The organism is Gracilibacillus suaedae (assembly GCF_017599345.1).
Taxonomy (GTDB): domain Bacteria; phylum Bacillota; class Bacilli; order Bacillales; family Amphibacillaceae; genus Gracilibacillus; species Gracilibacillus suaedae.
The window spans coordinates 60,570-82,213 of the sequence record NZ_JAGFVL010000039.1 but is presented as its reverse complement, the minus strand read 5'-3'; the positions used below and the strand labels follow the sequence as shown (position 1 = coordinate 82,213).

The 21,644-nt window shown below is 37.3% G+C and carries 24 protein-coding genes; 21 read left to right on the top strand and 3 right to left on the bottom strand.

Annotated elements, in window-relative coordinates:
- Window positions 1-179 precede the first annotated feature (179 nt).
- The 9 genes from J5J03_RS11270 to J5J03_RS11230 all read left to right on the top strand — a co-directional run bounded on the left by J5J03_RS11270 (window position 180) and on the right by J5J03_RS11230 (window position 6,020).
- Complete coding sequence (locus J5J03_RS11270) at window positions 180-641, top strand: hypothetical protein (RefSeq protein ID WP_208589601.1); 462 nt, start codon at window positions 180-182, stop codon at window positions 639-641.
- A gap of 110 nt (window positions 642-751) precedes the next feature.
- Window positions 752-1,339: an LOG family protein gene (locus J5J03_RS11265; RefSeq protein ID WP_208589599.1), complete on the top strand. Its 588-nt coding sequence runs from the start codon at window positions 752-754 to the stop codon at window positions 1,337-1,339.
- An 89-nt stretch (window positions 1,340-1,428) separates the two neighbouring features.
- Window positions 1,429-2,286, top strand: coding sequence for an aminoglycoside 6-adenylyltransferase (locus tag J5J03_RS11260; RefSeq protein ID WP_208589597.1), 858 nt, complete (start codon window positions 1,429-1,431; stop codon window positions 2,284-2,286).
- 6 nt (window positions 2,287-2,292) lie between these two features.
- Entirely contained in the window at window positions 2,293-3,045 is a 753-nt protein-coding gene (locus tag J5J03_RS11255; RefSeq protein ID WP_208589596.1) for a GNAT family N-acetyltransferase, read from the top strand.
- 9 nt (window positions 3,046-3,054) lie between these two features.
- On the top strand, window positions 3,055-3,384 hold the full coding sequence (locus J5J03_RS11250) for a hypothetical protein (protein WP_407927831.1): 330 nt from the start codon (window positions 3,055-3,057) through the stop codon (window positions 3,382-3,384).
- Between the two features lie 30 nt (window positions 3,385-3,414).
- Window positions 3,415-4,299 (top strand): glycerophosphodiester phosphodiesterase, encoded by an 885-nt coding sequence (locus J5J03_RS11245; protein ID WP_208589594.1) that lies wholly within the window; start codon window positions 3,415-3,417, stop codon window positions 4,297-4,299.
- Window positions 4,300-4,473: 174 nt separating this feature from the next.
- Window positions 4,474-4,947 carry a DinB family protein gene (locus tag J5J03_RS11240; RefSeq protein WP_208589593.1) on the top strand — a complete coding sequence of 158 codons (474 nt, stop codon included), beginning with the start codon at window positions 4,474-4,476 and terminating at the stop codon, window positions 4,945-4,947.
- A 17-nt stretch (window positions 4,948-4,964) separates the two neighbouring features.
- On the top strand, window positions 4,965-5,513 hold the full coding sequence (locus J5J03_RS11235) for an alpha/beta fold hydrolase (RefSeq protein WP_208589592.1): 549 nt from the start codon (window positions 4,965-4,967) through the stop codon (window positions 5,511-5,513).
- 348 nt (window positions 5,514-5,861) lie between these two features.
- A complete protein-coding gene (locus J5J03_RS11230) occupies window positions 5,862-6,020 on the top strand; it encodes a hypothetical protein (protein WP_208589591.1) in 159 nt (52 codons plus the stop codon).
- 164 nt (window positions 6,021-6,184) lie between these two features.
- Here J5J03_RS11230 and J5J03_RS11225 read toward each other — a convergent pair whose 3' ends face one another.
- On the bottom strand, window positions 6,185-6,619 hold the full coding sequence (locus J5J03_RS11225; RefSeq protein WP_208589590.1) for an SRPBCC family protein: 435 nt from the start codon (window positions 6,617-6,619) through the stop codon (window positions 6,185-6,187).
- 191 nt (window positions 6,620-6,810) lie between these two features.
- On the opposite strand from J5J03_RS11225, the gene J5J03_RS11220 reads away from it, so the two are divergent.
- From J5J03_RS11220 to J5J03_RS11185, 8 genes are all read left to right on the top strand, one after another.
- A complete protein-coding gene (locus J5J03_RS11220) occupies window positions 6,811-7,419 on the top strand; it encodes a dihydrofolate reductase family protein (protein ID WP_208589589.1) in 609 nt (202 codons plus the stop codon).
- A 332-nt stretch (window positions 7,420-7,751) separates the two neighbouring features.
- Entirely contained in the window at window positions 7,752-8,378 is a 627-nt protein-coding gene (locus tag J5J03_RS11215) for a hypothetical protein (RefSeq protein WP_208589588.1), read from the top strand.
- 74 nt (window positions 8,379-8,452) lie between these two features.
- Complete coding sequence (locus tag J5J03_RS11210; protein ID WP_208589587.1) at window positions 8,453-8,686, top strand: hypothetical protein; 234 nt, start codon at window positions 8,453-8,455, stop codon at window positions 8,684-8,686.
- A gap of 35 nt (window positions 8,687-8,721) precedes the next feature.
- Window positions 8,722-9,225, top strand: coding sequence for a PadR family transcriptional regulator (locus tag J5J03_RS11205; protein WP_208589586.1), 504 nt, complete (start codon window positions 8,722-8,724; stop codon window positions 9,223-9,225).
- 280 nt (window positions 9,226-9,505) lie between these two features.
- Window positions 9,506-10,492: a LacI family DNA-binding transcriptional regulator gene (locus J5J03_RS11200; protein ID WP_208589584.1), complete on the top strand. Its 987-nt coding sequence runs from the start codon at window positions 9,506-9,508 to the stop codon at window positions 10,490-10,492.
- A gap of 149 nt (window positions 10,493-10,641) precedes the next feature.
- Window positions 10,642-11,970: an ABC transporter substrate-binding protein gene (locus J5J03_RS11195; RefSeq protein WP_208589582.1), complete on the top strand. Its 1,329-nt coding sequence runs from the start codon at window positions 10,642-10,644 to the stop codon at window positions 11,968-11,970.
- A 113-nt stretch (window positions 11,971-12,083) separates the two neighbouring features.
- Window positions 12,084-13,397, top strand: coding sequence for a carbohydrate ABC transporter permease (locus J5J03_RS11190; RefSeq protein ID WP_407927830.1), 1,314 nt, complete (start codon window positions 12,084-12,086; stop codon window positions 13,395-13,397).
- Between the two features lie 14 nt (window positions 13,398-13,411).
- Entirely contained in the window at window positions 13,412-14,233 is an 822-nt protein-coding gene (locus J5J03_RS11185; RefSeq protein WP_208589581.1) for a carbohydrate ABC transporter permease, read from the top strand.
- A 17-nt stretch (window positions 14,234-14,250) separates the two neighbouring features.
- On the opposite strand, the gene J5J03_RS11180 is transcribed toward J5J03_RS11185, so the two are convergent.
- Complete coding sequence (locus tag J5J03_RS11180; protein WP_208589580.1) at window positions 14,251-15,693, bottom strand: amidase; 1,443 nt, start codon at window positions 15,691-15,693, stop codon at window positions 14,251-14,253.
- Between the two features lie 113 nt (window positions 15,694-15,806).
- On the opposite strand from J5J03_RS11180, the gene J5J03_RS11175 reads away from it, so the two are divergent.
- From J5J03_RS11175 to J5J03_RS11160, 4 genes are all read left to right on the top strand, one after another.
- A complete protein-coding gene (locus tag J5J03_RS11175; protein ID WP_208589579.1) occupies window positions 15,807-16,238 on the top strand; it encodes a VOC family protein in 432 nt (143 codons plus the stop codon).
- The gene (locus J5J03_RS11170; RefSeq protein WP_208589578.1) at window positions 16,238-17,020 is read left to right on the top strand and encodes a DNA alkylation repair protein; all 783 of its coding nucleotides are present in this window, start codon (window positions 16,238-16,240) and stop codon (window positions 17,018-17,020) included. The genes J5J03_RS11175 and J5J03_RS11170 overlap by 1 nt, the downstream gene beginning before the upstream one ends.
- 13 nt (window positions 17,021-17,033) lie before the next feature.
- Complete coding sequence (locus tag J5J03_RS11165; RefSeq protein ID WP_208589577.1) at window positions 17,034-17,618, top strand: TetR/AcrR family transcriptional regulator; 585 nt, start codon at window positions 17,034-17,036, stop codon at window positions 17,616-17,618.
- A 95-nt stretch (window positions 17,619-17,713) separates the two neighbouring features.
- A complete protein-coding gene (locus J5J03_RS11160; RefSeq protein ID WP_208589575.1) occupies window positions 17,714-18,262 on the top strand; it encodes a DUF7010 family protein in 549 nt (182 codons plus the stop codon).
- Window positions 18,263-18,310: 48 nt separating this feature from the next.
- Here the strand turns inward: J5J03_RS11160 and J5J03_RS11155 are convergent, their stop codons facing one another.
- Complete coding sequence (locus tag J5J03_RS11155; protein ID WP_208589574.1) at window positions 18,311-21,511, bottom strand: DEAD/DEAH box helicase; 3,201 nt, start codon at window positions 21,509-21,511, stop codon at window positions 18,311-18,313.
- Between the last annotated feature and the right edge of the window lie 133 nt (window positions 21,512-21,644).

The window sequence follows — 21,644 nt, the reverse complement described above, 5'->3', positions numbered from 1 at the left end:
ATCAAGATAGAATTGCTAAGATACATATAACAATGAAAGACATAAAACTGTAATATTAATTTAATATGGATAAATGAAACCTTACATGTAATGAAATCGTCTCCTTTAATATAGAAAAAAATATAGGGACAAGAAATTGTCTTATGTGTACATACATTCACGGAAGGAGCAATTCAACATTGAAGAAGGTATCTTTTATACTAGTCATTCTTTCTATCCTATTATGTGCTTGTTCTACTGAGGAAAAAACGGTTCAAATAGAGAATAAAGATTTTGCCAATACGCTATTTGTGCAAAAGGTAGAAAATAATTTTACTTCAGATAAACTCGCGATGCTGATAGAAGATCCGGAAAAAATAAAACAAGCGTTATCTACGGTGGAAGGACTGGAAGCAGAAGAAATTGACAATGATGAACTAATTAGAATACTAGAGAATCATGATAGTTACTATATGTTTGGCTTTTTTGAAGGTGAGAGTACAAATATTCAAAAAGAAGATTATGGGTTTCAAATTTTGGAGGATGGAACGATTCTGTTCAACTATAATCAACTTGACAATTCTGATCATCCGCTTGTCACTGTGGACACACATAAAGATATTTTAGATGATATGAAAGCAATGCTTGAGATAACTTTCTGATTTCAAAGTGAAATGTTGTAATAGCTCTTTCTATAATAGGCATAAGTTGGAATATGGTTTAATATAGTAATATATGAAGAAATCAATAATGGATGAGTGAGGTAATAGTTATGAAAAGGTTAGCAGTTTATTGTGGATCTAGTAAGGGGACAGACCCGATTTATGTAGAAGAGGCAAAGAAGTTAGGACAACTATTAGTAGCAAACGGTATTGATCTTGTATACGGCGGTTCGAATGTCGGGTGTATGGGAGCTGTCGCAGATGGCGTCTTAGAAAATGGTGGTAATGTGATTGGTGTCATCCCAGAAAAGTTAAAGAATGTGGAGATTGCCCATGAGAAACTGACTGAACTACATGTCGTGCAAACGATGCATGAACGAAAAGCGATGATGTCAGACTATGCGGACGGATTTATTGCATTACCAGGCGGAACAGGGACGTTAGAAGAATGGTTTGAAGTATTCACTTGGGCTCAAATAGGTTACCATAAGAAGCCATGTGCACTACTTAACATCAATAAATACTATGATCCGATTATGACGCTTTTTGATCATATGATAGAGCAAGGCTTTGTGAAACCGGAATATAAAGAACTTATTTTAATAGAAAATGAATCAAAAAAATTAATCGATCGAATGTTGAAATATGAGGGAACTTATATACATAAATGGGGAGCGGAACCAACAGAGAAAAAATAATAGTTAATAGTTCTAACAAATATCCCTATGCCAAACAGTAATAACTGATCTAGACCTAGAGGATACAGAAAGATGGTAGGTGGATGAATTTGGTTAATTTGACATACGATATCATAACAGAGAGATTTCAATCATTTGCTGAAAGAGAGCAAAATATCCGAGTAGCAATAATAGTTGGTTCAAGAGCAAGGCGAGAAAAGCCAGCTGATCAATATGCAGATCTAGATCTCGTTTTATTTGCCGACAATCCCAATTCATTACTCCATCATACCAAATGGTTAGCTCAGATAGGTAGGTATTATCTTACTTTTCTTGAACAAACAGCAGTTGGTGGAGGGATCGAAAGAAGAGTTTTATTTGATGGTGGACTGGATGTCGACTTTGCTTGCTTTCCTATATCAGCAATTGCAGAGATGGAATCTCATCATCAAGTGTTAAGTGTTCTTTCCAAAGGAACTAAAGTACTAGTAGATAAGGATAATATCATACCACGCCTGAAAAAGAATATTAAAGCAAACCTCATTAAAAATGAAATACCAGAAGAAATAGAAAATATGTTGCACGATTTCTGGTATCACGCCGTTCTAGCTGCAAAAAAACTACGGAGAGCTGAGTTGTTAGAAGGGAAATCAATAATTGATAGTTATATGAAACACCTGCTTATCTCTTTTATTCGAATACATGCAAAATTAAATAATGGCATGGAGTATAATACATGGCACGCGTTTCGTTTTGTTGAGGAATGGGCTGATACTAAATTCGTTTCCCAATTCAAGCATATATATGCACATTACGAAGAAGATGATGTGTGGAAAGCGCTTAAAAATACCATGAATTTGTTTCATGAAGTGTCTATAGAAGTTTATCACTTGAAGAATATTCCTTATCCTGATGAAAATATTCGATACGCAACCCATTTAGTGGATTCATATTATCAAGGGAGATAGTAAAACATGAGTAGTCATATAGATATTCGAAAAATGGAAGAGCTATCCATGAATGCTTTCCCCTCACTGCAAACACAACTTTTGGATGGGTGGGTATTACGCTTCTCCAATGGTTATGCAAAAAGAGCAAACTCTATTAATCCGTTATATGATTCACAAGAAGATATTAACCGAAAGATAGAGAAATGTGAAAAAGTATACCAAAGCAAAGGATTAAAAGTTATCTATAAACTAACAACTCACGTTTTCCCTGATCAATTAGACAGCATTCTAGAACGGATAGGGTATGATCTTGTTGGAAAGACGAGTGTTCAATTATTATCGCTTGACGAAAGAGAGATATCTTTCTCGAACAAGGCTCTTATTGATAATCAATTAGATGATAATTGGTTTACTGATTTTTGTGAATTAAATCATATAAAAGTTACGGACCAGTATACGCTTAAACAGATGTTAAACCATATCCATGCAGATGTTTGTTATGTTCGTTTGATTAACAGGAAGGAAGAAACGCTCGCATGTGGAATGGGTGTGCTAGAAGACAGATGGATAGGATTATACGATATTGTTACGAGTGAAGAGCATAGGAACAAAGGATATGGTATAGAACTCGTTTCTTCCATTCTAAATTGGGGAAAGAACCATGGTGCAGAAAAGGCATATCTTCAAGTGATGTTACATAATAAACCAGCTCTAAAGCTATACGAAAAGCTAGGCTTTACAGAAGCGTATCAATATTGGTATAGAATAAAAAGCTAACTATGGTGAGTGAAGCTATTGTATACTGTCTTCGCATATTCCTCCTTAATTGTAGCACTTATATCAGTGATTTTAGCTATTAGCGGGAAACGTCATTATTACTGGATATCTGCAATTGGTATTTATATATTTAGTTTCTTGGCGGGGTTTTCTATAGGGCAACTGACAGTAGGATTAACATTTATACCACTCGTGTTGGCTGTTGGTTATACGTTCGGTTGGATTAAAAATAAAGCTCAAATTTTAATGGTTTCAAGTATAGGTGTCCTCATAGGAATTATCATGGTGTTTTTTGTAGACAATAAATGGGTGTTTTTACCTTTCTGGATCTATAGTTAGAAACATTTTTAGAGTAGTGAAGGTGATGTTGTGAAGACAACTTGGAAATGGAGCTTCATCGTACTTTTTGTTGTGATAATGATAATTGGAGGAACATATTTATGGAAGGCTGAGGAAAAGGTGGGAAATGTTAATAGTGTATCACCCGTTTCTTTATCTTCTGACAAAATTTTGAATATCGCCCATCGTGGAGCATCCGGCTATGCACCAGAACACACATTAATTGCTTATGAGTCTGCTCAACAGATGAATGCAGATTATTTAGAGATTGACATACATATGACAGCTGATGGAGAGTTAGTTGCGCTGCATGATGAGGATGTTTCCCGTACGACAAATGGAAGTGGTTTAGTTGAAGATATGTCTCTTACTGAACTGAAAAAATTGGATGCTGGGACTTGGTTCAATATTGCTTATCCTGAAAAAGTAGACGATTATTATGTTGGAATAGAAGTGCCCACTTTAGAAGAGATTTTCGATACTTTCGGTTTACATAGCAATTATTATATCGAGATAAAAGACCCAGATCCTGTGATGACTGACAAATTTCTTAGCATGTTAGAGGACTACCACCTAATCGAAGAAAATAAAGTCATCATTCAATCCTTTAGTGCAGAGACATTGGAACAAATTCATGCAAAATATGAGTCAATTCCGCTTATTCAACTGTTGTATAAAGATGAAGCAAAGTCCGCTAATTACAATCAGATTCGACAATATGCATCAGGAGTAGGTGTTTCCTATCAAGAGTTAGATCAAGAGCTCGTTCAAAAGATTCATAATGAAGATTTACACGTTCATACTTATACAGTCAATACGGAAGAGGATATGGTACAAATGATAAGGTGGGGAGTTGACGGCATTTTTACAGATTATCCTGATCGGTTGGCAGAAATACTTTCAAATAATATTTAGTAAGACTAACTTTATAAATCGCTAATGACCTCCGTTCACATGTGAAAAGTGAACGGAGTTTTTTACTTATGAAATGGAGCAGAACCCTAGCAAATAATAAGAAATGTGTTGGTTAGTCTTTGGTATACTCTCATTAATGTTTGATTGAATACTAAACCAAGGAGGAGGAAGCACATGACAATATTTGATCAATATAAGTTGACGAGAGGGTTGTTTATTGATTCCATCTCACCGATTGCGAAGGATTTGATTGATCTGCAGCCACCTGGATTTCGTAATACGATTCATTGGCAGATTGGCCATGTATTAGTCATAGCAGAAGAAATTGCTAATTTCCCGCATCGAAGTAAGAGTAGCTTACCAGATAATTATAAGAAGTTGTTTGGAAGAGGTACCAAACCTAATGATTGGCCTCAAAATGTACCAAGCATGGACCAATTAGTATTAGATTTACAAGATCAAGTAAATCGAATCGGGAATATGTCATCTGAACAGGTGCAAGAACGTTTAACAGAACCATTTGATGGGATCGACCGTTTTGAAGAGTTTGCCAGTCTTGGATTATTCCATGAGGCAATGCATTTGGGGCAGATTCTTACAATGCAGCGAATATTGGAGCAAAATCATTCGAGTTATCATGATCTATAGTGCTGGAGGTGTAATAGGTGAAAAAGCAAATACTTTTTGTCCATAGTGCAGGGCCACAGGGTCCTCAGCAAGGAAGCAGTGATTTAATCGAATATCTACAAGGTCAACTTGGTGATACTTATCATTTGATATCTCCTAAGATGCCTAGTCCAGAAAATCCTGAGTATGCCAGATGGAAAGCAGCATTAACAAACATATTCGCTAACTTGGATAATGAAGTAATACTGATTGGACATTCGCTGGGTGGGGCGGTTTTATTAAAATATCTTTCGGAAATGGATGTAAAGCCTGTTGTCTCTAGTTTGTTCTTAATTGCATCACCATACTGGGGAAAAGAGGAGGACTGGCAGGCTGAGGAGTTTACCCTAGCAGAGAATTTCACATCAAACCTTCCACACATATCCCATATATATTTGTATCACAGCAAGGATGATATGGTAGTGCCGGTTACGCACATCCATCACTACGCGACCGAATTTCCACAAGCTATTACTAGAGTGTTAGAAAGAGAAGGCCATTACTTTTCCGATGGAATACCAGACCTTATAACTGATATAAAAGGATAGACATGCCGGAGTATGTTTCTGTTCCTTAAATGAAGAACGGATTCTGAAAAGGATAAAAAGGTTGATATGATTAGGTGATTAACTATTTGGTGTTACAATAAAATGGATTAATTCCCTAAAAAGTGGTGAACATATATGCGGCATCCATTAAATAATCCGAATGCAGAAGTACAGCTTTTCCTTACTCTTCATCAAAAAACAAATAAACTAACAAAAGTATTAGATTCAGAAATCAAGTAATAAGTAATGATTTAGATTTAAAGATGGAACTCAGTGGGGTCTTATTTACATCTTATGCTTTATCTTATGCAGTGTTTGGATTAGTAATGGTAAGCATATCCCGCTCGTATGGGTAAAAGAAAAGTGTTATTAGCAGGTATCGCTGTATTTTCAGGTGCAACATTTGTAACCGGCATATCAGGTTCCTTATTAGCATTGATATGTTTTAGAGTTTTAGCTGGTTTAGGAGCAGCAATGATTCAACCTACTGTTGTTTCGTTTGACTAGATGTTAGATAGATGAGAAGTGCTTTCGACCTAGTTGTTTAGTGGTGATCAGCTATAAATTTATAAACCTTTAAAAAAGGGAGAAAATTTGATTAACGAAGATACAAAGTTAGAATACTTGAGGAATTTGAATTACTGCCTTCTCTATGTAGGGGGCAGAACCCCCTATGAAAACTTCCTTGTTTGATACGATATTCCTTTTCCACCTTCGCAATATTGTTTCAGACTGTATAAAAAGATAGCCCAGTTGTAATTACAACTACGATAGCATGTGGTAATATCCTGCCAATTTGTATGACGGAAAATGATCTCAGTTTTTTCGTTGTTTTCTTCCAAATCAAAGGAAATTGTTGTATTGATCCATTCTGGTTCATCTGATTCAATGCATTTCCAAACAACCTTCTTATTAACAATTAGCTCTTCTACACGAATTTTGCTTTCATCCCTTTCGCCGAAACGAAACACATTAATCGCACCTATTTCATTATTGAAATTTAAGTCATTTGTCCATATTTCGGAAAGACCTTTTTCCGTTGTCAATACCTCGTATACATTTTGAACTGGACTGTTCACAATTTGAAAGTGTTCGATACTGGACATAATCCCATCTCCTTTTTATATTAAATGTTTTATATAAATCTATCTTATTATACAATTTCTTAGACCAATGGGTTTCTTCTAAATTGCTTTTATTTTCTGTTGTTCACTGAGTTTTTGTCTAGCAATATAAGAGAAATATTCAGCTATTTCACATGCTAGAATAAAGAAACAAAGGGGAAGGAGTGAATTAAATGTCAAAAGTTATTCTTGATATTTCTATGTCACTTGATGGTTTTATCGCAGGTGTGAATGATAACCAAAAGCAGCCGCTAGGGGAAGGAGGGGAATTGATTCAAAACTGGTTGTTCAGTGGTGATCAATCCAGTCGTTACAATGAATTTTTTAAGCTTTCTGCCACAAACAAAGAAATTTTTGATGGTCCAGTTCCCATGACAGGGGCGATGGTTGTAGGAAGGAGAACTTTTGATATTGTTAATGGTTGGGGTGGCAGTCATCCGATTCAGGATGTTCCTATTTTTATCGTAACACATGAAGCTCCGGAAAGTTATGAAGAAGATAAGACAAGCTTTACTTTTGTCACCAGTGGAGTTAAAGATGCTATTGTACAGGCGAAAGAAGCTGCAAATGGTAAAAATGTCAGTATTGGAACAGCAAGTATTGCTCAGCAATGTATAAAAGCCGGTCTTCTGGATGAAATGCATCTGCATGTAGCGCCAATCCTAATGGGAAAAGGTATTCGCTTGTTTGATCAAATTGGCTCAGAACAAATAAAGTTAGAATCTCAAGAAGTTACAGATGGTTCAAATGTTACACACTTGAAATATAAGCTGTTGTATTGAAATTTAGATTTTTTACGGACAGTTTAGAGTCCATATGCAAAATTGTGTCCGTAAAAACAAATCTTATGGACAGTATGAGGGGAATGTGAGAAATTTTGTCTGCAAGAATACGTCTTACAGACAGTTTAAAGTAAACAAGTCAACATGTGTCCATAAGGTAGATTCTTATGGACACAAAATCGTGAAAATCTGTAATCGTGTCCGTAAGATCCTGCTATACTCTGTTTCACCACATCCCATGGAATCTCCCGAATAATGCTTGGAAATAATCAGGTACTACTAGTAAAATGAGTATCATAACGGAATTATCCATTAGAAGGTTGGGTTTGAACATGATGAATCTTAATAGAAAAGCTAAACTAGTAGTTTTACACGCACACCATAGTAACATTGAATATACAGAGTCAGCACTGAAAAGTACCAACGTAGAACAAATTCACCATGTTGATCCAGGCCTTATTGATGCGATTAAAAATAAATCAACTCAACAGATTGAAAAACGAGTACAGACACAACTAGAATGGTTGGCATCTGCTGAGCCAGATGCTATTTTAATCACATGTACCAATTATAGTCTATACATAAAGGAAACTAAGATAAATGATACTCCCATATTGAAAATAGATGAATTATTTCTCAAGTCTCTCATTGATTATCCAACTGCAACTTTATATTTTACCAATCCCGCTACGGTGAAAGGTACTATTAATCGACTTAAACAGCAACCAAACGTAAAAGCTGATTTCCAGGTGGAGGTCATTGATCATGCTTTTGCGCTACTAATGTCCAATAAGCAAGACGCATATAGTGAAGTGATTATTGACTATATCGAAAATAATCCACCTCAAGGGCAGATAGTATTTCCTCAGCTTTCCATGCACCAGGCAGCCACACACTTAAAAAATAAAGGGTTTAACGTTATGACCCCGGTTGATGCCTTGAAAGAGATAAAAATATAAAGGAGTTAGCCGAAAGAGTACATGTAGTACTTTTTCGGCTTTTTTACAATCGGCCATAAAAAAGGGGGGGAAAATTGAATTTTATTGTCCAATACCAATGGGAAATCTTTATTGTCGCTGAAATACTATCACTTGTCTTCATATTGTTATTTGGTGGGGTGCGTTATCTGTTTGGTAAGAGGAAACATAGCTTATTCTTTTTATTTTTGTTCCTCTTCTTACTCATTCTAGAAGCTGGATTAGCCTTCTTGATCTATAACGAAACAGGTGAAATCTCCACAGCAGAACAGCATCACATATACCAGTGAAAGAAGCGATAAACTATGAATAAGCGGGGATTACCATGTCAGTAAAACATTCTATGCTTGCATTATTATATGAAAAACCGAGACACGGCTATGAATTGAAAACAGGTTTCGAAGAACTTGTTCAAGGAATGTGGCCACTCAATGCTGGCCAAGTATATACCACTCTTGATCGGTTGGAGCGTGATGCTTCAGTAGAGTCTCCGGGAAACGATCAAAAGGATCGTAAGCTTTATACGATAACACAAGCAGGTAAAGAAGAACTTTGGAATTGGTTGGAAAAACCGGTCGGACGGTCATTGTTAAAAGACGAATTTTATTTTAAGTTTCTCTGTACTGATCATGTAGCATACGATGAGAAACAAAAAATGATCAAGAAACAAAAAGAAACGATGATAAAGGAAGTCCTTCATTTAACCCATTTAAAAAAGCAAATGACGCAATCAGGAAATGATACGATGAAAATGCTTATCGAAGGAGCATTACTGCACTTAGAAGCGGATATAAAATGGCTTGATATCCTTGCTGGGGACCAAAAATAAAATGGAAGTTGCAAGATTTGAACCGAGAATGTATGAAAACTCATCTCGGTTCTTTATAATGGAGTGAGAATAGATATTTGATTTTAATGTCCTATTTTCATCCTATTTGATAAAAAATGTTATATAACAGGTAGAGATTGACTTTATATTTACCTATATTATAATGTTATCAAATATGTAATGGATTACATTTTGATAGATAATCAAGGTCCGTATATGGTGAATTCTTCATTTTTTATTTATATGGTGACCTTCATGATGTTAGGAAGGAGGTAGTATTATGCCTACTATACAAGACGTGGCAAAAAAAGCAGGTGTTTCAGTTGCGACCGTTTCACGGGTTTTGAATACCCCGTCTGCGGTGACAGAAAAAACGAGACAAAAAGTTCAGGATGCAATGCAGGAATTAGATTATGCCCCTAGCATTTTAGGTCGAAATCTCAGGAATTCTGAAAGTAGAATGTTGCTTGTTTTGATACCGAAAATATCAAACCCTTTCTACTTGCGAATAGTCGAAGGAATAGAAGAGACTGCACTAGATCACGGGTATAATATATTAGTCTGTCAAACGCATTCTAAAACGGAAAGGGAAAGTGTCTATTTTGATCTATTAAAAAATCGGTTAGCAGATGGAGCTATAACAATGGATCCCACGATAGATAAGGATAAACTCGTACAATTGGCTAGACAATTTCCGATTGTACAATGTAGTGAGTATGACAAAGATAAAAGTTTGTCTTATATAACAATTGATAGCGAACTGGCAGCATACCAGATGACAAAGTTTCTCTTAAAACAAGGGCATAAGCGAATTGTCTTGATCAATAGTGATGAAAAATTTCTTTACGCTCGCGAACGAAAGAAAGGCTTTCTGAGAGCGCTGAAAGAATTTGACATAGAATTTGAGGATGATTGGATTTATAAAACAAATAATGTGACGTTTGAAGCAGGTCAACAGGTGATGAGGTCACTGTTGAGTCACAAGGCAGGGAAGTTTACTGCAGTTTTTGCTGTATCAGATGTATTAGCTATTGGTGCGTTAAAGGAATTAAATATACAAGGGGTCCATGTTCCCGATGAGATGGCGATCGTTGGCTTTGACAAAATTGATTTTACTAATATGACATTTCCAAGATTGACAACGGTTGCACAACCAATGTATAAAATGGGAAGTATAGCAGTAGATATGCTAATAAAGAAAATTCGAGGCGAGGAAATAGAAGATGTCATATTAGACCATGAATTAATTATAAGAGAATCTACTTAAAAGTTTCGGTGTAACTTTTTCCGCCGATTAAATTAAGATAATTTATTTTCGTAAATTGTTGACTTGTATATACAGTTCATATAAAATCAAAATGTAATCGATTTCAAAAGGTTAAACGAAATCGAAAATCTGTAATAGGGGGTTCTGTTATGGAACAGATGAAAAGACTTTTACTAGTAGGTATTATCTCAGTATTGGCTATTTTTGTTGTGGCGTGTAATGGTGAAAGTACATCAGAAACAGATAATACAGAAGGTACATCTGATGAAGAAACAACCAGTGAAGGAAATGAAAGCGCTTCAGAAGAGGTTACCATCGTTTATGCACGTGGTGTAGATACGACAGGAGCCATTGATTTAGTCATTGAAGCTTTCGAAGAGAAACATCCCCATATTAACGTAGAACTCAGAGAAATGCCGGCAGATACAGGTCAATCACATGATCAATACGTAACCATGTTCAGTTCACAAAGTTCTGAAGTAGATGTATTTGATGCAGATGTTATCTGGCCAGCAGAATTTGCACAAGCAAACTATGCATTAGAATTAGATCGCTTTATTGAAAGAGATAGCATTGATATGGATGCCTATTTCCCAGGTACTGTTCAAGCAGCAAACTTTAATGGCAAGCAATGGGCAATGCCCAAATTCACAGATGCTGGGATGCTTTACTATCGATCTGATATTGTTGAGGAAGCACCCGAAACTTGGGATGAATTGATAGAGCAAGCGAGTGAGCTGCAAGGAGAAGAAGGTACAGAATTTGGATACTTGATGCAAGCTGCACAATATGAAGGGTTAGTATGTAACTATATTGAATTTATAGCATCTTATGGTGGGCAAGTTATTGATGATGATAATAATGTAGTTGTAAACAGTCCTGAGACGGTTAAAGGACTAGAAAAATTAACGGAAGTTGTGAATTCAGATTTTGTTCCTGACAATATTTTGAACTTTATGGAAACAGAAACAGAAAATGCTTGGATTGCAGGAGATGCGGTGTTTGCTCGTAACTGGCCATATTTACAAGCATCGTCAAATGATGAGGAGCGTTCATCTATTGTCGGTAACGTAGATATTGCACCACTTCCAGCAGGTGACGAAGGTCATGCAGCCACTTTAGGAGGCTGGATGGGTATGATTAACCGTTATTCAGAACATCCAGAAGAAGCATGGGAATTCTTAAAGTTTATGACTGGTGAAGAGGGGCAGAAAATCATTGCGGTCCATGGAGGACGCGCGCCAACATTGGAAGCGCTTTATGAAGATCCGGAAGTAAAAGAAGCTGGGCCGTTATTTGCAAACCCTGAATTTGTGAATGTTTTACAATCTGCGGTACCACGTCCTGTATCACCGATTTACCCGGAGATTTCAGATATCATGCAAATTGAAATATCTAAAGTATTAACTGGAGATCAATCAGCAGAGGAAGCTGCAGAAAATATGCAATCCAAAATGGAGGAAGCAATGGGAGACTAATTTGTATCAAATCGAACTAAAAAAGCAAGATGGGCATGTGTGAACTCATCTTGCTTTTTCTTTCAAGTACATCTTTCGTAAGGTGTGTTTGATAGAAGGGGAGGGAAGGTAAAGTGAAAAAATTTCAACTTAACGAAAAACAGCTAGGTTATGCGATGATTTTACCATCGTTACTACTTGTTATCGTTGTCACTTTATGGCCGGTTGCACAGTCTTTTTATAACAGTTTATTTGATTATCGCCTTAATGATCCGACAAGGTCACAAAAAATGTTGAACGCTAATATTGATTTGGAACGTTATGTTGACAATTACTTTTATATCGATGGTCAGCTTAGTGATCTAGAAGGTAATGCTGAGGGTGATCAGTTAGAAGCTGTTCAGCAAGCAAGGGAAGCGATCGAAGGTTATCATCAGGAATTAACAAGTGATGCGGAAATTAATGCAAAAATAGAACAGATAGATGAAATGTTGATGAACTTTGAGCCCATATCAGACTCTGAGCTCAAATATACCAAGGTAGATAATGATTTTGCCGCAGATTATCGGGGTGCTCTGGAGAATATATCGGCAGATTTCTTGTCTATAGCGGACTCTACTGACAATGAACAGTTAGCTCAAAGTTTCGAACAAACTGGATCCTTACTTGCAGGGACAAGTGATAATATTTTAGAATCAAATTTTATTGGTTTTGCAAATTACACTAAATACTTCCAAGACCAACGTATGTGGCAATCTTTGTGGAATACGTTTTATTTTACCGTTGTCTCTGTTGGATTTGAACTTGTCTTAGGTTTAGCAATTGCTTTACTGATTAACCGAGCATTTAAAGGACGAGGGATCGTGCGTGCTTCTGTATTAATTCCATGGGCAATACCTACAGCGGTTGCTGCCATGATGTGGGGGTTTTTATACGATGGCCAAACTGGGATCGTTGCCCATTATTTTGAGAAGTTAAATATTATACCAAGTGCATCATGGCTATTGTCCACTTCTGATGGTGGTATGTTTGCCATTATATTTGCGGACGTTTGGAAAACAACACCATACATGGCGTTATTATTACTTGCTGGATTGCAAACGATCCCGAATTCATTGTATGAAGCTAGTAATGTCGATGGTGCAAATAAATGGCAACAATTCTTTAAGATTACACTACCTTTACTAAAATCAGCTATTTTAGTTGCTCTATTGTTTAGAACATTGGATGCGTTTCGAGTTTTCGACTTAATTTATGTGTTAACTGGTGGTGGACCGGCGAATGCCACAGAGTCGATCTCCGTGTATGCATACGTTACCTTGTTCTCACAGCAGAACTTTGGTGAGGGTTCAGTATTATCCGTTATCGTATTTCTCTGTGTGGCATTGATTAGTTTTATCTATGTTCGATTAATTGGTTCCGATTTATTCGCAGGACGTACGAAATAGAAGGGGGTACTGAGATGAGAAAACGAGCTGGTATTGGTTTTTATCTATTTTTAGCTATCTTTGTTTTTTTAGTAATGTTTCCATTTATATGGGTTTTTTTGACTTCGGTAAAACCAGTTGGTGAAATTTTTACTTCATTCCGTTGGTTTACCACGAGTCCTACATTATCATCTTATGAAGCTGCATTGACGAATCGACCGTTATTGCGCTATATGTTAAACAGTTTTGTCGTTTCAAGTTTAACTACGATTTTAGCAGTTGGATGTGCTGCATTTGCAGCCTATGCTGTTACAAGGTTGCCAATCAAGGGGAAAGGATTATTTTTAGGAGTTGTACTCGCAGCATCGATGTTTCCGCAAATTGCGATTATATCACCCATTTTTAACTTAGTGACAGAATTAGGATTGCGTAATAGCTATATCGGATTAGTCATCCCGTATATTACGATTAGTTTACCGTTATCGATCTGGGTGCTTGCCACTTTTTTTAATAAGATTCCGTTCGAATTAGAAGAATCAGCAAAATTAGATGGTGCAAGCCCATTTCAAACATTTCGTAAAATTATCTTCCCATTAGCAACACCGGGCATATTTACGACAGCGATTTTAGTTTTTATCGCTGCTTGGAATGAGTACTTGTTTGCCTTAACTATTAATAGTGATGATTTATGGAGAACTGTTCCAGTAGGGATATCTATGTATCAAAGTGAATTTTCTATTCCGTGGGGCGATATTTCCGCAGCAACAGTTATCGTCACAATCCCGATTGTTGTCTTAGTACTATTATTCCAAAAGCGGATCGTATCTGGTTTAACTTCTGGATCTGTTAAGGAGTGAAAAATAGGGGAGGGTGGTCACCTCCCTCCTAATATGTTATCACTAATTTTTTGATAGTTGTGAAACCATGGTTTTTCTCGTTCAATCTGGGAAGCGAGCTGGAGCAATAATTGATCTTCACCAAGCCTACCAAAGAAATGCGTTCCAACGGGTATTCCTTCATTTGTCCAATGAGTTGGGACACTCATTGCCGGTTGTCCCGTTGCATTGGCAATGGGCATAAATGGATTATAGTCTAACATGTTATTCATCATTTGTTCAAATGCATCTTTTGGTGGGGTTGTATCTTTTCCAAGTTTTGTTGGCAATTGATTCATAGTCGGTGTCATCCATACATCTACATCTTGGAAAAAGGCTAAGATGTTTTGAGCTTCCTTCTGGATATATACTCGGGATTCCTCATATTCTAATGCTGATAAGTCTTTTCCGTGTCTTAGAATTTCGTAAGTTAACGGTTCTAGGTTCTGGTAAGAAGGTTCTTGGCTGACCATTAATCCAGAATGCTTGATAACAGCAGATCCACTCCCCATCCAAATATTAATAAAATGTTTGGCTAGTTCTTGGAAATCGATTTTCGGCATTTTCTCGACTACTTCATGCCCTAACTCCTTTACTAGTTGTACGGTGCTCTCCATGTTTTTTCTAGTCTCTTCATCAAAATGAATAGTCTCATCTGTTTGATATTGAACAGCAATCCTCAGTTTTCTAGGTGTTTCATGGACACGTTCTAAGAAGTTTTTCTTTGAAGTAAAAGCAGGATACAGTTGGTGGTCTCCGGCGCCATTTAAAATATCCAATAATGCTACACTATCTCTAACAGAACGAGTAAGTGCGTGGTTGATAGAGAAATGATTCATATAAGCAGGATAGGGCATTCTTCCTCGACTTGGCTTAAAGCCAAACAATCCACAGGCAGAGGCGGGAATTCGAATCGATCCACCACCATCATTAGCATGTGCAAAAGGAATTAAACCAGCTGCAACAGCTGCTGCAGAACCACCGCTTGATCCCCCTGGTGAGCGTTCTAAATCCCATGGGTTTTTAGTCGCCCCAAATAGCAGAGGCTCTGTCGTAGGTAGAAAACCCAATTCAGGTGTATTTGTTTTTCCTAGAAAAATAAGTCCAGCATTTTCAAAACGATTAACGATCTCATCACTTTCTGGAGCGATAAAATCCTTTAACATTCGAGACCCGCTTGTTTGTCTAATTCCTTTTACCGCATTTAAATCTTTTATTAAAAAAGGAAGTCCTGCAACCTTCCCTTCTGATGTCGTCATCTTTTTTGCTTGATCTCGCCCTAGTTCAAAACTTTTTGTGACTATCGCATTCAAAATGGGGTTAAATTGCTCGATTTGATTGATATAAAAATCGGTTAGTTCTAGGACAGATATTTCCTTTTGATTGAGCAACGCCTTTTGCCCTAAGGCATCTAGTTGAAGCAAATCATTCAAAGCTTTCATATATCAGTCACTCTCCTCTATACATAACACTTATTTACAGTATAGCATATCATTTAACATACATACAGTGTGTATGTTAAAATGGATTCAAATTTAAAAGAGGAGTGAGAATCATGAGATTAAGCAGTTTTTATCCGGTATTGATGACGGAAAAGGTAAAGGAAACAGGAGAATTTTATCAAAAGTTTTTTGGTTTCTCTGTCGTGTTTGAAGCGGATTGGTACATGAGTTTGAAACAGGAGGAGACTGGTGATGAATTGGCAATTCTTCAAGCTAGCCATGAAACAGTACCATCATCGTTTGGTAAGTCAGTGCAAGGGTTAATCCTTAATTTTGAGGTAGACAATGTGGATCAAGTCTATCAGAAACTGATTAAAGAACATCGACTTCCTTTACACCTTGAATTACGCGACGAGGCATTTGGACAAAGACATTTTATTACAAGTGATCCAAATGGTATCTTAATTGATGTAATCACCGTCATTCCACCTGATAAATCGTTTCAAGATCAGTATAGAGAAGAAGCATGGAAGGATGAAGTGTAATGGGCAATTATGTCCCTTTAAAATATTACTTTGATCAAGAATTGGCCCTTCGTTTAGCGGAATTAATTCACCCGATTTATCCTAACTTTAACCACAAGGTCTTTATAGAGTTAGTAACCAGAGAGGTAGCGAATAAAGAATTGAAAGCTAGAGTGGAGGTGTTTGCGGATGCATTGCAACAAAACCTCCCATCAGACTATCCGGAAGCTATCGCTATCTTACTAAAGATACTCGGACCGGAAAATAAAACAGAAAAAGGAATGTTTACCAACGGATATTTCCTAATGCCGGTAGCCTATTTTGTTGAAAAGTATGGGTTGGCGTATTTTGATCTTTCCTTCTATGCAATATATGAAATAACAAAACGACATACAGCTGAATATACGATCCGTCCATATCTAATAGCAGATATCGATCATTCCATGAACTATCTTCAAGATTGGATAACAGATCCCAACCCACATGTGAGGCGATTAGTCAGTGAAGGAACACGCCCAAGGCTGCCTTGGGCTAAAAAGATGCCACCACTGAAGAATAATCTTGAAAACAATTTATCTTTGCTTAAAAGCTTGCTTCATGATACTTCTCCTTATGTGCAAAAATCAGTAGCCAATCATCTGAATGATTTAACGAAAGAATCTCCGGAACAAGTTTTAATATGGTTGCATCATCTGATGAAAGCCAATCATCATGTGAATCGAAAAATAATTAAAAACGGATTAAGAACTCTGGTAAAATCAGAACATGAGCATGCACTAGAGTTATTGCGAAAAGTGAAGTAAGGAGTGGAACAGCATGAGAAGAACCAAATTAGAAACGGAGCAGACAATAGATAACTTGATAAAAATTGCCCGATATCATTTTACAGAGTATGGCTATGCAAAAGTGGCATTAGAAGAGATAGTTAAAGAAGCGAACTTAACTCGAGGGGCATTATACCACCACTTTCGAAATAAAAAAGGGCTTTTTCTTGCTGTTTTTGAAACTGTTCAAAAGGAAGTGGGGGAACATGTAGAAGTAGAAGCGGCAAGAGGGAATGACAGCTGGGAGCAGCTGATCCGTGGTTGTCGAGCTTTTTTGGAAGGGGCAGTGCAATCCCACAATCAACGTATCCTTTTGATTGATGGACCGGCCGTTTTAGGCTGGGATGTGTTTCGGAAAATGGACGAAAAATACTCGATGAGTTCTTTGAAAGAACAATTACAGTTAATGCAGGAACAAGGATTACTAAAGCCGATTTCCATTGAAGCTATGACACATTGCTTATCAGGAGCAATGAATGAAGCGGTTCTATGGATTGCTGAGCATATTGATCAGAAAGAGGTAATAGGAGAAGCGATGGTTGTTCTGGAGCATTTGTTAGCAGGATTAAAACAATAAAAAAATGAAGTATGTTATTTTTAACATGGTATAATAAGTTAACCAACAGAAGATCACACACCAAGCTAATGTCTATAGTGCTGGAGGTTAAAAAATTGAATATTTCTGAATGGAAACGAGATGCTGCTGTAAAAGGGAAGAACGGGATTGCTTTTATTATGGCGGCAACGATTATTTGGCTAGCGATTGCTATCATTTATGCACAAACGATACCAATTCAAACAAAGAATATCATCTTATTTTTTCTTAGCGCTTTCCTTTTTCCACTGGCATTAGGTGTTTCAGCTATTGTAAAAGCCGATTGGAAATTAGCGGATAATCCACTAGGAATGTTAGGGTTATTCTTAAACTTAGCTCAGTTTATGTATTTTCCTATTATATTTTGGGCGTTTATGCAAAGCCCTAAGGACATGATTATCTTTTTTGCTATCGTGACAGGAGCCCATTTTTTCCCTTATGGCTGGTTTTATGAAGCGAAGTCTTATTATATATTCGCTCCAATTATTTCGGTATCGATTATGATAGCAGGATGGAAGATGGAGGAAAGTCAATTATGGATCATACCGCTTATGATGATCATGTTTCTTTTCATTCTAAGCCTCTTATTGTATGGTGACTATAAAAGTAAGGTGAAAGGTAACTAGAATGGGACGGGGGTCAGGTATCTTGTCCCTCACACCCCTTGCAAAAATTCACAATAACAATATTTCACGAATATCTTCTTCTGTTAATGTGGACGATGCTTTTTCCTTCGAAGCAATGATCTCTTCTATAAGGGATCTTTTTTGTTCTTGCAAATCATTCATTTTTTCTTCAATTGTACCACGGGCAACAAGCTTGAGGACTTGTACGGCATTCGTCTGCCCAATACGATGGGCACGGTCTGCTGCTTGTTCTTCCACAGCAGGATTCCACCAAGTATCATAAAAAATAACCGTGTCAGCACCAGTCAGGTTAAGGCCTGTTCCACCTGCTTTCATTGAAATCAGAAACAAATCGCATTCACCTGCATTGAATCGATTGCATCTTTTGACACGTTCTTCTGACGGGGTTTGCCCATCCAGATACAAAAAGGACCTGCCTTGAATCGCTAGATCTCTACCTATTAACTCAAGCATTTTCGTAAACTGTGAGAAAATCAATACCCTTCTTCCTGCTAGCCTCGATTCCTCTAAAATCTGTTTTAGCTGTTCAAATTTAGCAGAACTTCCTTTATACCCATCTACAAATAAGGCAGGGTGACAGCAGATCTGTCGTAACCGTGTCAGGCCAGCAAGGATTTTGATCCGATTTTTCCGTAATGTGTCCTGGTCTAGATGCTTTAAGGTGTCATGACGAAGTTTTGCCAAATAAGCGGCATAAAGCTTCTTTTGATCTGGTAGCAGTTCGACAGATTCCCTTGATTCAATTTTTTCTGGTAGCTCTGAGAGGACATCCTCTTTCACCCTACGAAGTAAAAAGGGTCTGCTCCTCCGAGTAATTTGCGTTCTCGTGAGATTACTATACTCCTTCAATCCATGAAATAGTTCTGGAAAGACGACATGGAAAATCGACCATAGTTCCTCTTGATTATTTTCTACCGGTGTACCAGTTAGTGCGAAGCGATTACTAGCTTGTATCTTCTTTACTGCCTGTGCTGTTTGTGTAACGGGATTTTTAAAGGCTTGTGCCTCATCAAAGAAGACAGTGTGAAAGGCTTGTTTCTTATACCAGTCGATATCCATTCGTAACAATTGGTAGGAAGTAATGACAACGTCTACTTCCAACGCCATTGTCCGCTTTTGGGATCGCTTTGTTCTATTTCCATCTACAATAGTCACTTGAATGTCAGGTGCGAACTTCTTTATCTCACTACGCCAGTTATACATTAAAGATGATGGACAAACAATTAGAATAGGAAGTTTTTTCTTACGGATAGTAGGAAGCTCAGACAAAATAAATGCAATACTTTGTAGCGATTTGCCAAGTCCCATATCATCTGCAAGAATTCCGCCAAATCCATGTATAGCAAGGGTTTTTAGCCATTTATAACCTTGTGTCTGATAATCTCGTAATATGGTCTTTAAGTTATTCGGAACTGTAAACTTCTGATTATCAGGATTTTCGATATTGTGTAGGAACTGCCGAAACGATTGTTCAAATGTGAATACCTGATCATCAGCAGAGTCTAGTAACTGCATTCCTTTAATGACTGGTACATGTAGTCCACTTACCACGTCTTCTTGATCCTGGATCGGAGCAGCACTCCTTAAAAAACGTTGAAGCTCTTCAAACTCTCTTGTTTCCAATGACAATAAGGATCCGTCCCGCAAACGATAGTACTTTTGCTTTTCCTCCAAAGCCGATAATATGTCGCGTATCTCTTGGTCAGGGATGCCATCCATTTCAAATTTGAATTCCAACCAGTTGGTTCGTTCCCTTTGGATCTTTACTTTAATCTTTGGCCGCGGATTCTCTTTGAAGATCCTGTTCCGCACAGCAGTTGTAGCATATACTTGTACTAATTTTTGAATTTTCGGGAGCATATGGTATAAAAAGTTATACTCCAGAGCTTCATTATGTAAGAAGTAGCCACTATCTGTCTGTGTAAACCGACTGTCATCCATCATTTGCAGTATCGTATGTTCCTTCTCCTCATCTCTTATCAAAATCGATCCCGTTTCGATTTGCTCATCATCCAATGGATTAATCAAGATATTTCCATAATGAAATTCCAAACCCGCAAGCAGTCGGTCTCTCACTCGATCCAAGTATAATTTTATAATTAAAGGAGTCTGCTTCAGTTGATTAGTGACAGCACCATGTAAATGGACTTGGCCTAACCTTTTCAATATGGGTAGTCCTTTTTCAATGAAAAATTCTGTTTGTCTTGGCGGAATCGGAGTCTGATTAGTTTTAGAAGTATCTAGTATCTGGATGAGCTCAGATAGATACTGAAAGTCCTCCTCGTTTATCTGTATTACATTGTCATCAAACAGTAGCGCTTGATAAGCATCTAACATAACGATCTTATCTCGTCCTTTAACGGTAAGTAGATAATCTTGATTGTGAGTTTTGGTAAAATAAAACGATAATGGCAATGTGACATGATCGGAAAAGTAGAGTTTGTCTATAATTTCCTTCCCATTTGATAATTTCACAACTGGTGCTTTAGTGAGTAAAGGCACCAGTCGTCTCCAGAGAGAAGGCGGAATAACTAATAGCTGATCGCTTATCTTATATGCAAATTTATCTATTAACCGATCATAACCATATGCTGTTTCGTCATTCATCACTTGGATCAGTTGTTGGATAATGTCGTCTGTATCAGTTGAAAAACAATGCGACTCTGGATTGTAAGTGAATGAACTAGTTAACTGATAGTTACCGTGTTCTTTCACCTGCTTCAGAAAGGCGCGGATATTTGTAACTTTAGTAGTACCAACTTCAACTTCTATGCCAAACAGGGATTGTCCCTGATTATTGGTAATAAGTTTGCATGTGAAAGCTAATGGAAGTACTTGGCGGCTTTCAAATCGTGGCTGTTGGGCACTAGGACGGATTGGTTGATTTTCTAATAGATTCATTAGACCTTTTGAAATTTCTGAACTAGACGAAGAGTGTGACTCTCTTTGTGGATGTTCAGATATCGCCAGTAAAACAGCCGCTACATGCTGACAGTCATTTTTGACAGAAGCTAATGTAGGACAGCTACATGTTGTACTTATACCGCCACTTTCATCCTGTTCAACTGTGACATGGAAATTTTCTTTTCCGGCTACGATTGCCTCGCAACGATGAGCAGTGAAAGTCTCAAGATATACTTTATTCGAACGATAAAAGGAAAGTCCTTTTTTGAAGGAAATTTTACCACTAGCCTCTTCAATTTTTTTGTGACTCCATTTTATATTCATAAGATGCGTTCTCGCCTTCTATCAAGACACATGTAATGTCCATTTAGTATTTGTCCAATATTTTAATCACGGTGCTAAACGTCTTGTCTTGTCAGTCTCCCCCCCTTTATCATTTTTCTAGTTGGGACCAGGC

Bases quoted from the DNA above. Each gene is read 5' to 3' on its own strand.
- J5J03_RS11230 (WP_208589591.1), top strand. From the start codon at position 5,862: ATGGGTAAAAGAAAAGTGTTATTAGCAGGTATCGCTGTATTTTCAGGT.
- J5J03_RS11220 (WP_208589589.1), top strand. From the start codon at position 6,811: ATGTCAAAAGTTATTCTTGATATTTCTATGTCACTTGATGGTTTTATC.
- J5J03_RS11185 (WP_208589581.1), top strand. From the start codon at position 13,412: ATGAGAAAACGAGCTGGTATTGGTTTTTATCTATTTTTAGCTATCTTT.
- J5J03_RS11255 (WP_208589596.1), top strand. From the start codon at position 2,293: ATGAGTAGTCATATAGATATTCGAAAAATGGAAGAGCTATCCATGAAT.
- J5J03_RS11175 (WP_208589579.1), top strand. From the start codon at position 15,807: ATGAGATTAAGCAGTTTTTATCCGGTATTGATGACGGAAAAGGTAAAG.
- J5J03_RS11205 (WP_208589586.1), top strand. From the start codon at position 8,722: ATGTCAGTAAAACATTCTATGCTTGCATTATTATATGAAAAACCGAGA.
- J5J03_RS11170 (WP_208589578.1), top strand. From the start codon at position 16,238: ATGGGCAATTATGTCCCTTTAAAATATTACTTTGATCAAGAATTGGCC.
- J5J03_RS11195 (WP_208589582.1), top strand. From the start codon at position 10,642: ATGGAACAGATGAAAAGACTTTTACTAGTAGGTATTATCTCAGTATTG.
- J5J03_RS11165 (WP_208589577.1), top strand. From the start codon at position 17,034: ATGAGAAGAACCAAATTAGAAACGGAGCAGACAATAGATAACTTGATA.
- J5J03_RS11225 (WP_208589590.1), bottom strand. From the start codon at position 6,619: ATGTCCAGTATCGAACACTTTCAAATTGTGAACAGTCCAGTTCAAAAT.
- J5J03_RS11265 (WP_208589599.1), top strand. From the start codon at position 752: ATGAAAAGGTTAGCAGTTTATTGTGGATCTAGTAAGGGGACAGACCCG.
- J5J03_RS11200 (WP_208589584.1), top strand. From the start codon at position 9,506: ATGCCTACTATACAAGACGTGGCAAAAAAAGCAGGTGTTTCAGTTGCG.
- J5J03_RS11155 (WP_208589574.1), bottom strand. From the start codon at position 21,511: ATGAATATAAAATGGAGTCACAAAAAAATTGAAGAGGCTAGTGGTAAA.
- J5J03_RS11240 (WP_208589593.1), top strand. From the start codon at position 4,474: ATGACAATATTTGATCAATATAAGTTGACGAGAGGGTTGTTTATTGAT.
- J5J03_RS11215 (WP_208589588.1), top strand. From the start codon at position 7,752: ATGATGAATCTTAATAGAAAAGCTAAACTAGTAGTTTTACACGCACAC.
- J5J03_RS11180 (WP_208589580.1), bottom strand. From the start codon at position 15,693: ATGAAAGCTTTGAATGATTTGCTTCAACTAGATGCCTTAGGGCAAAAG.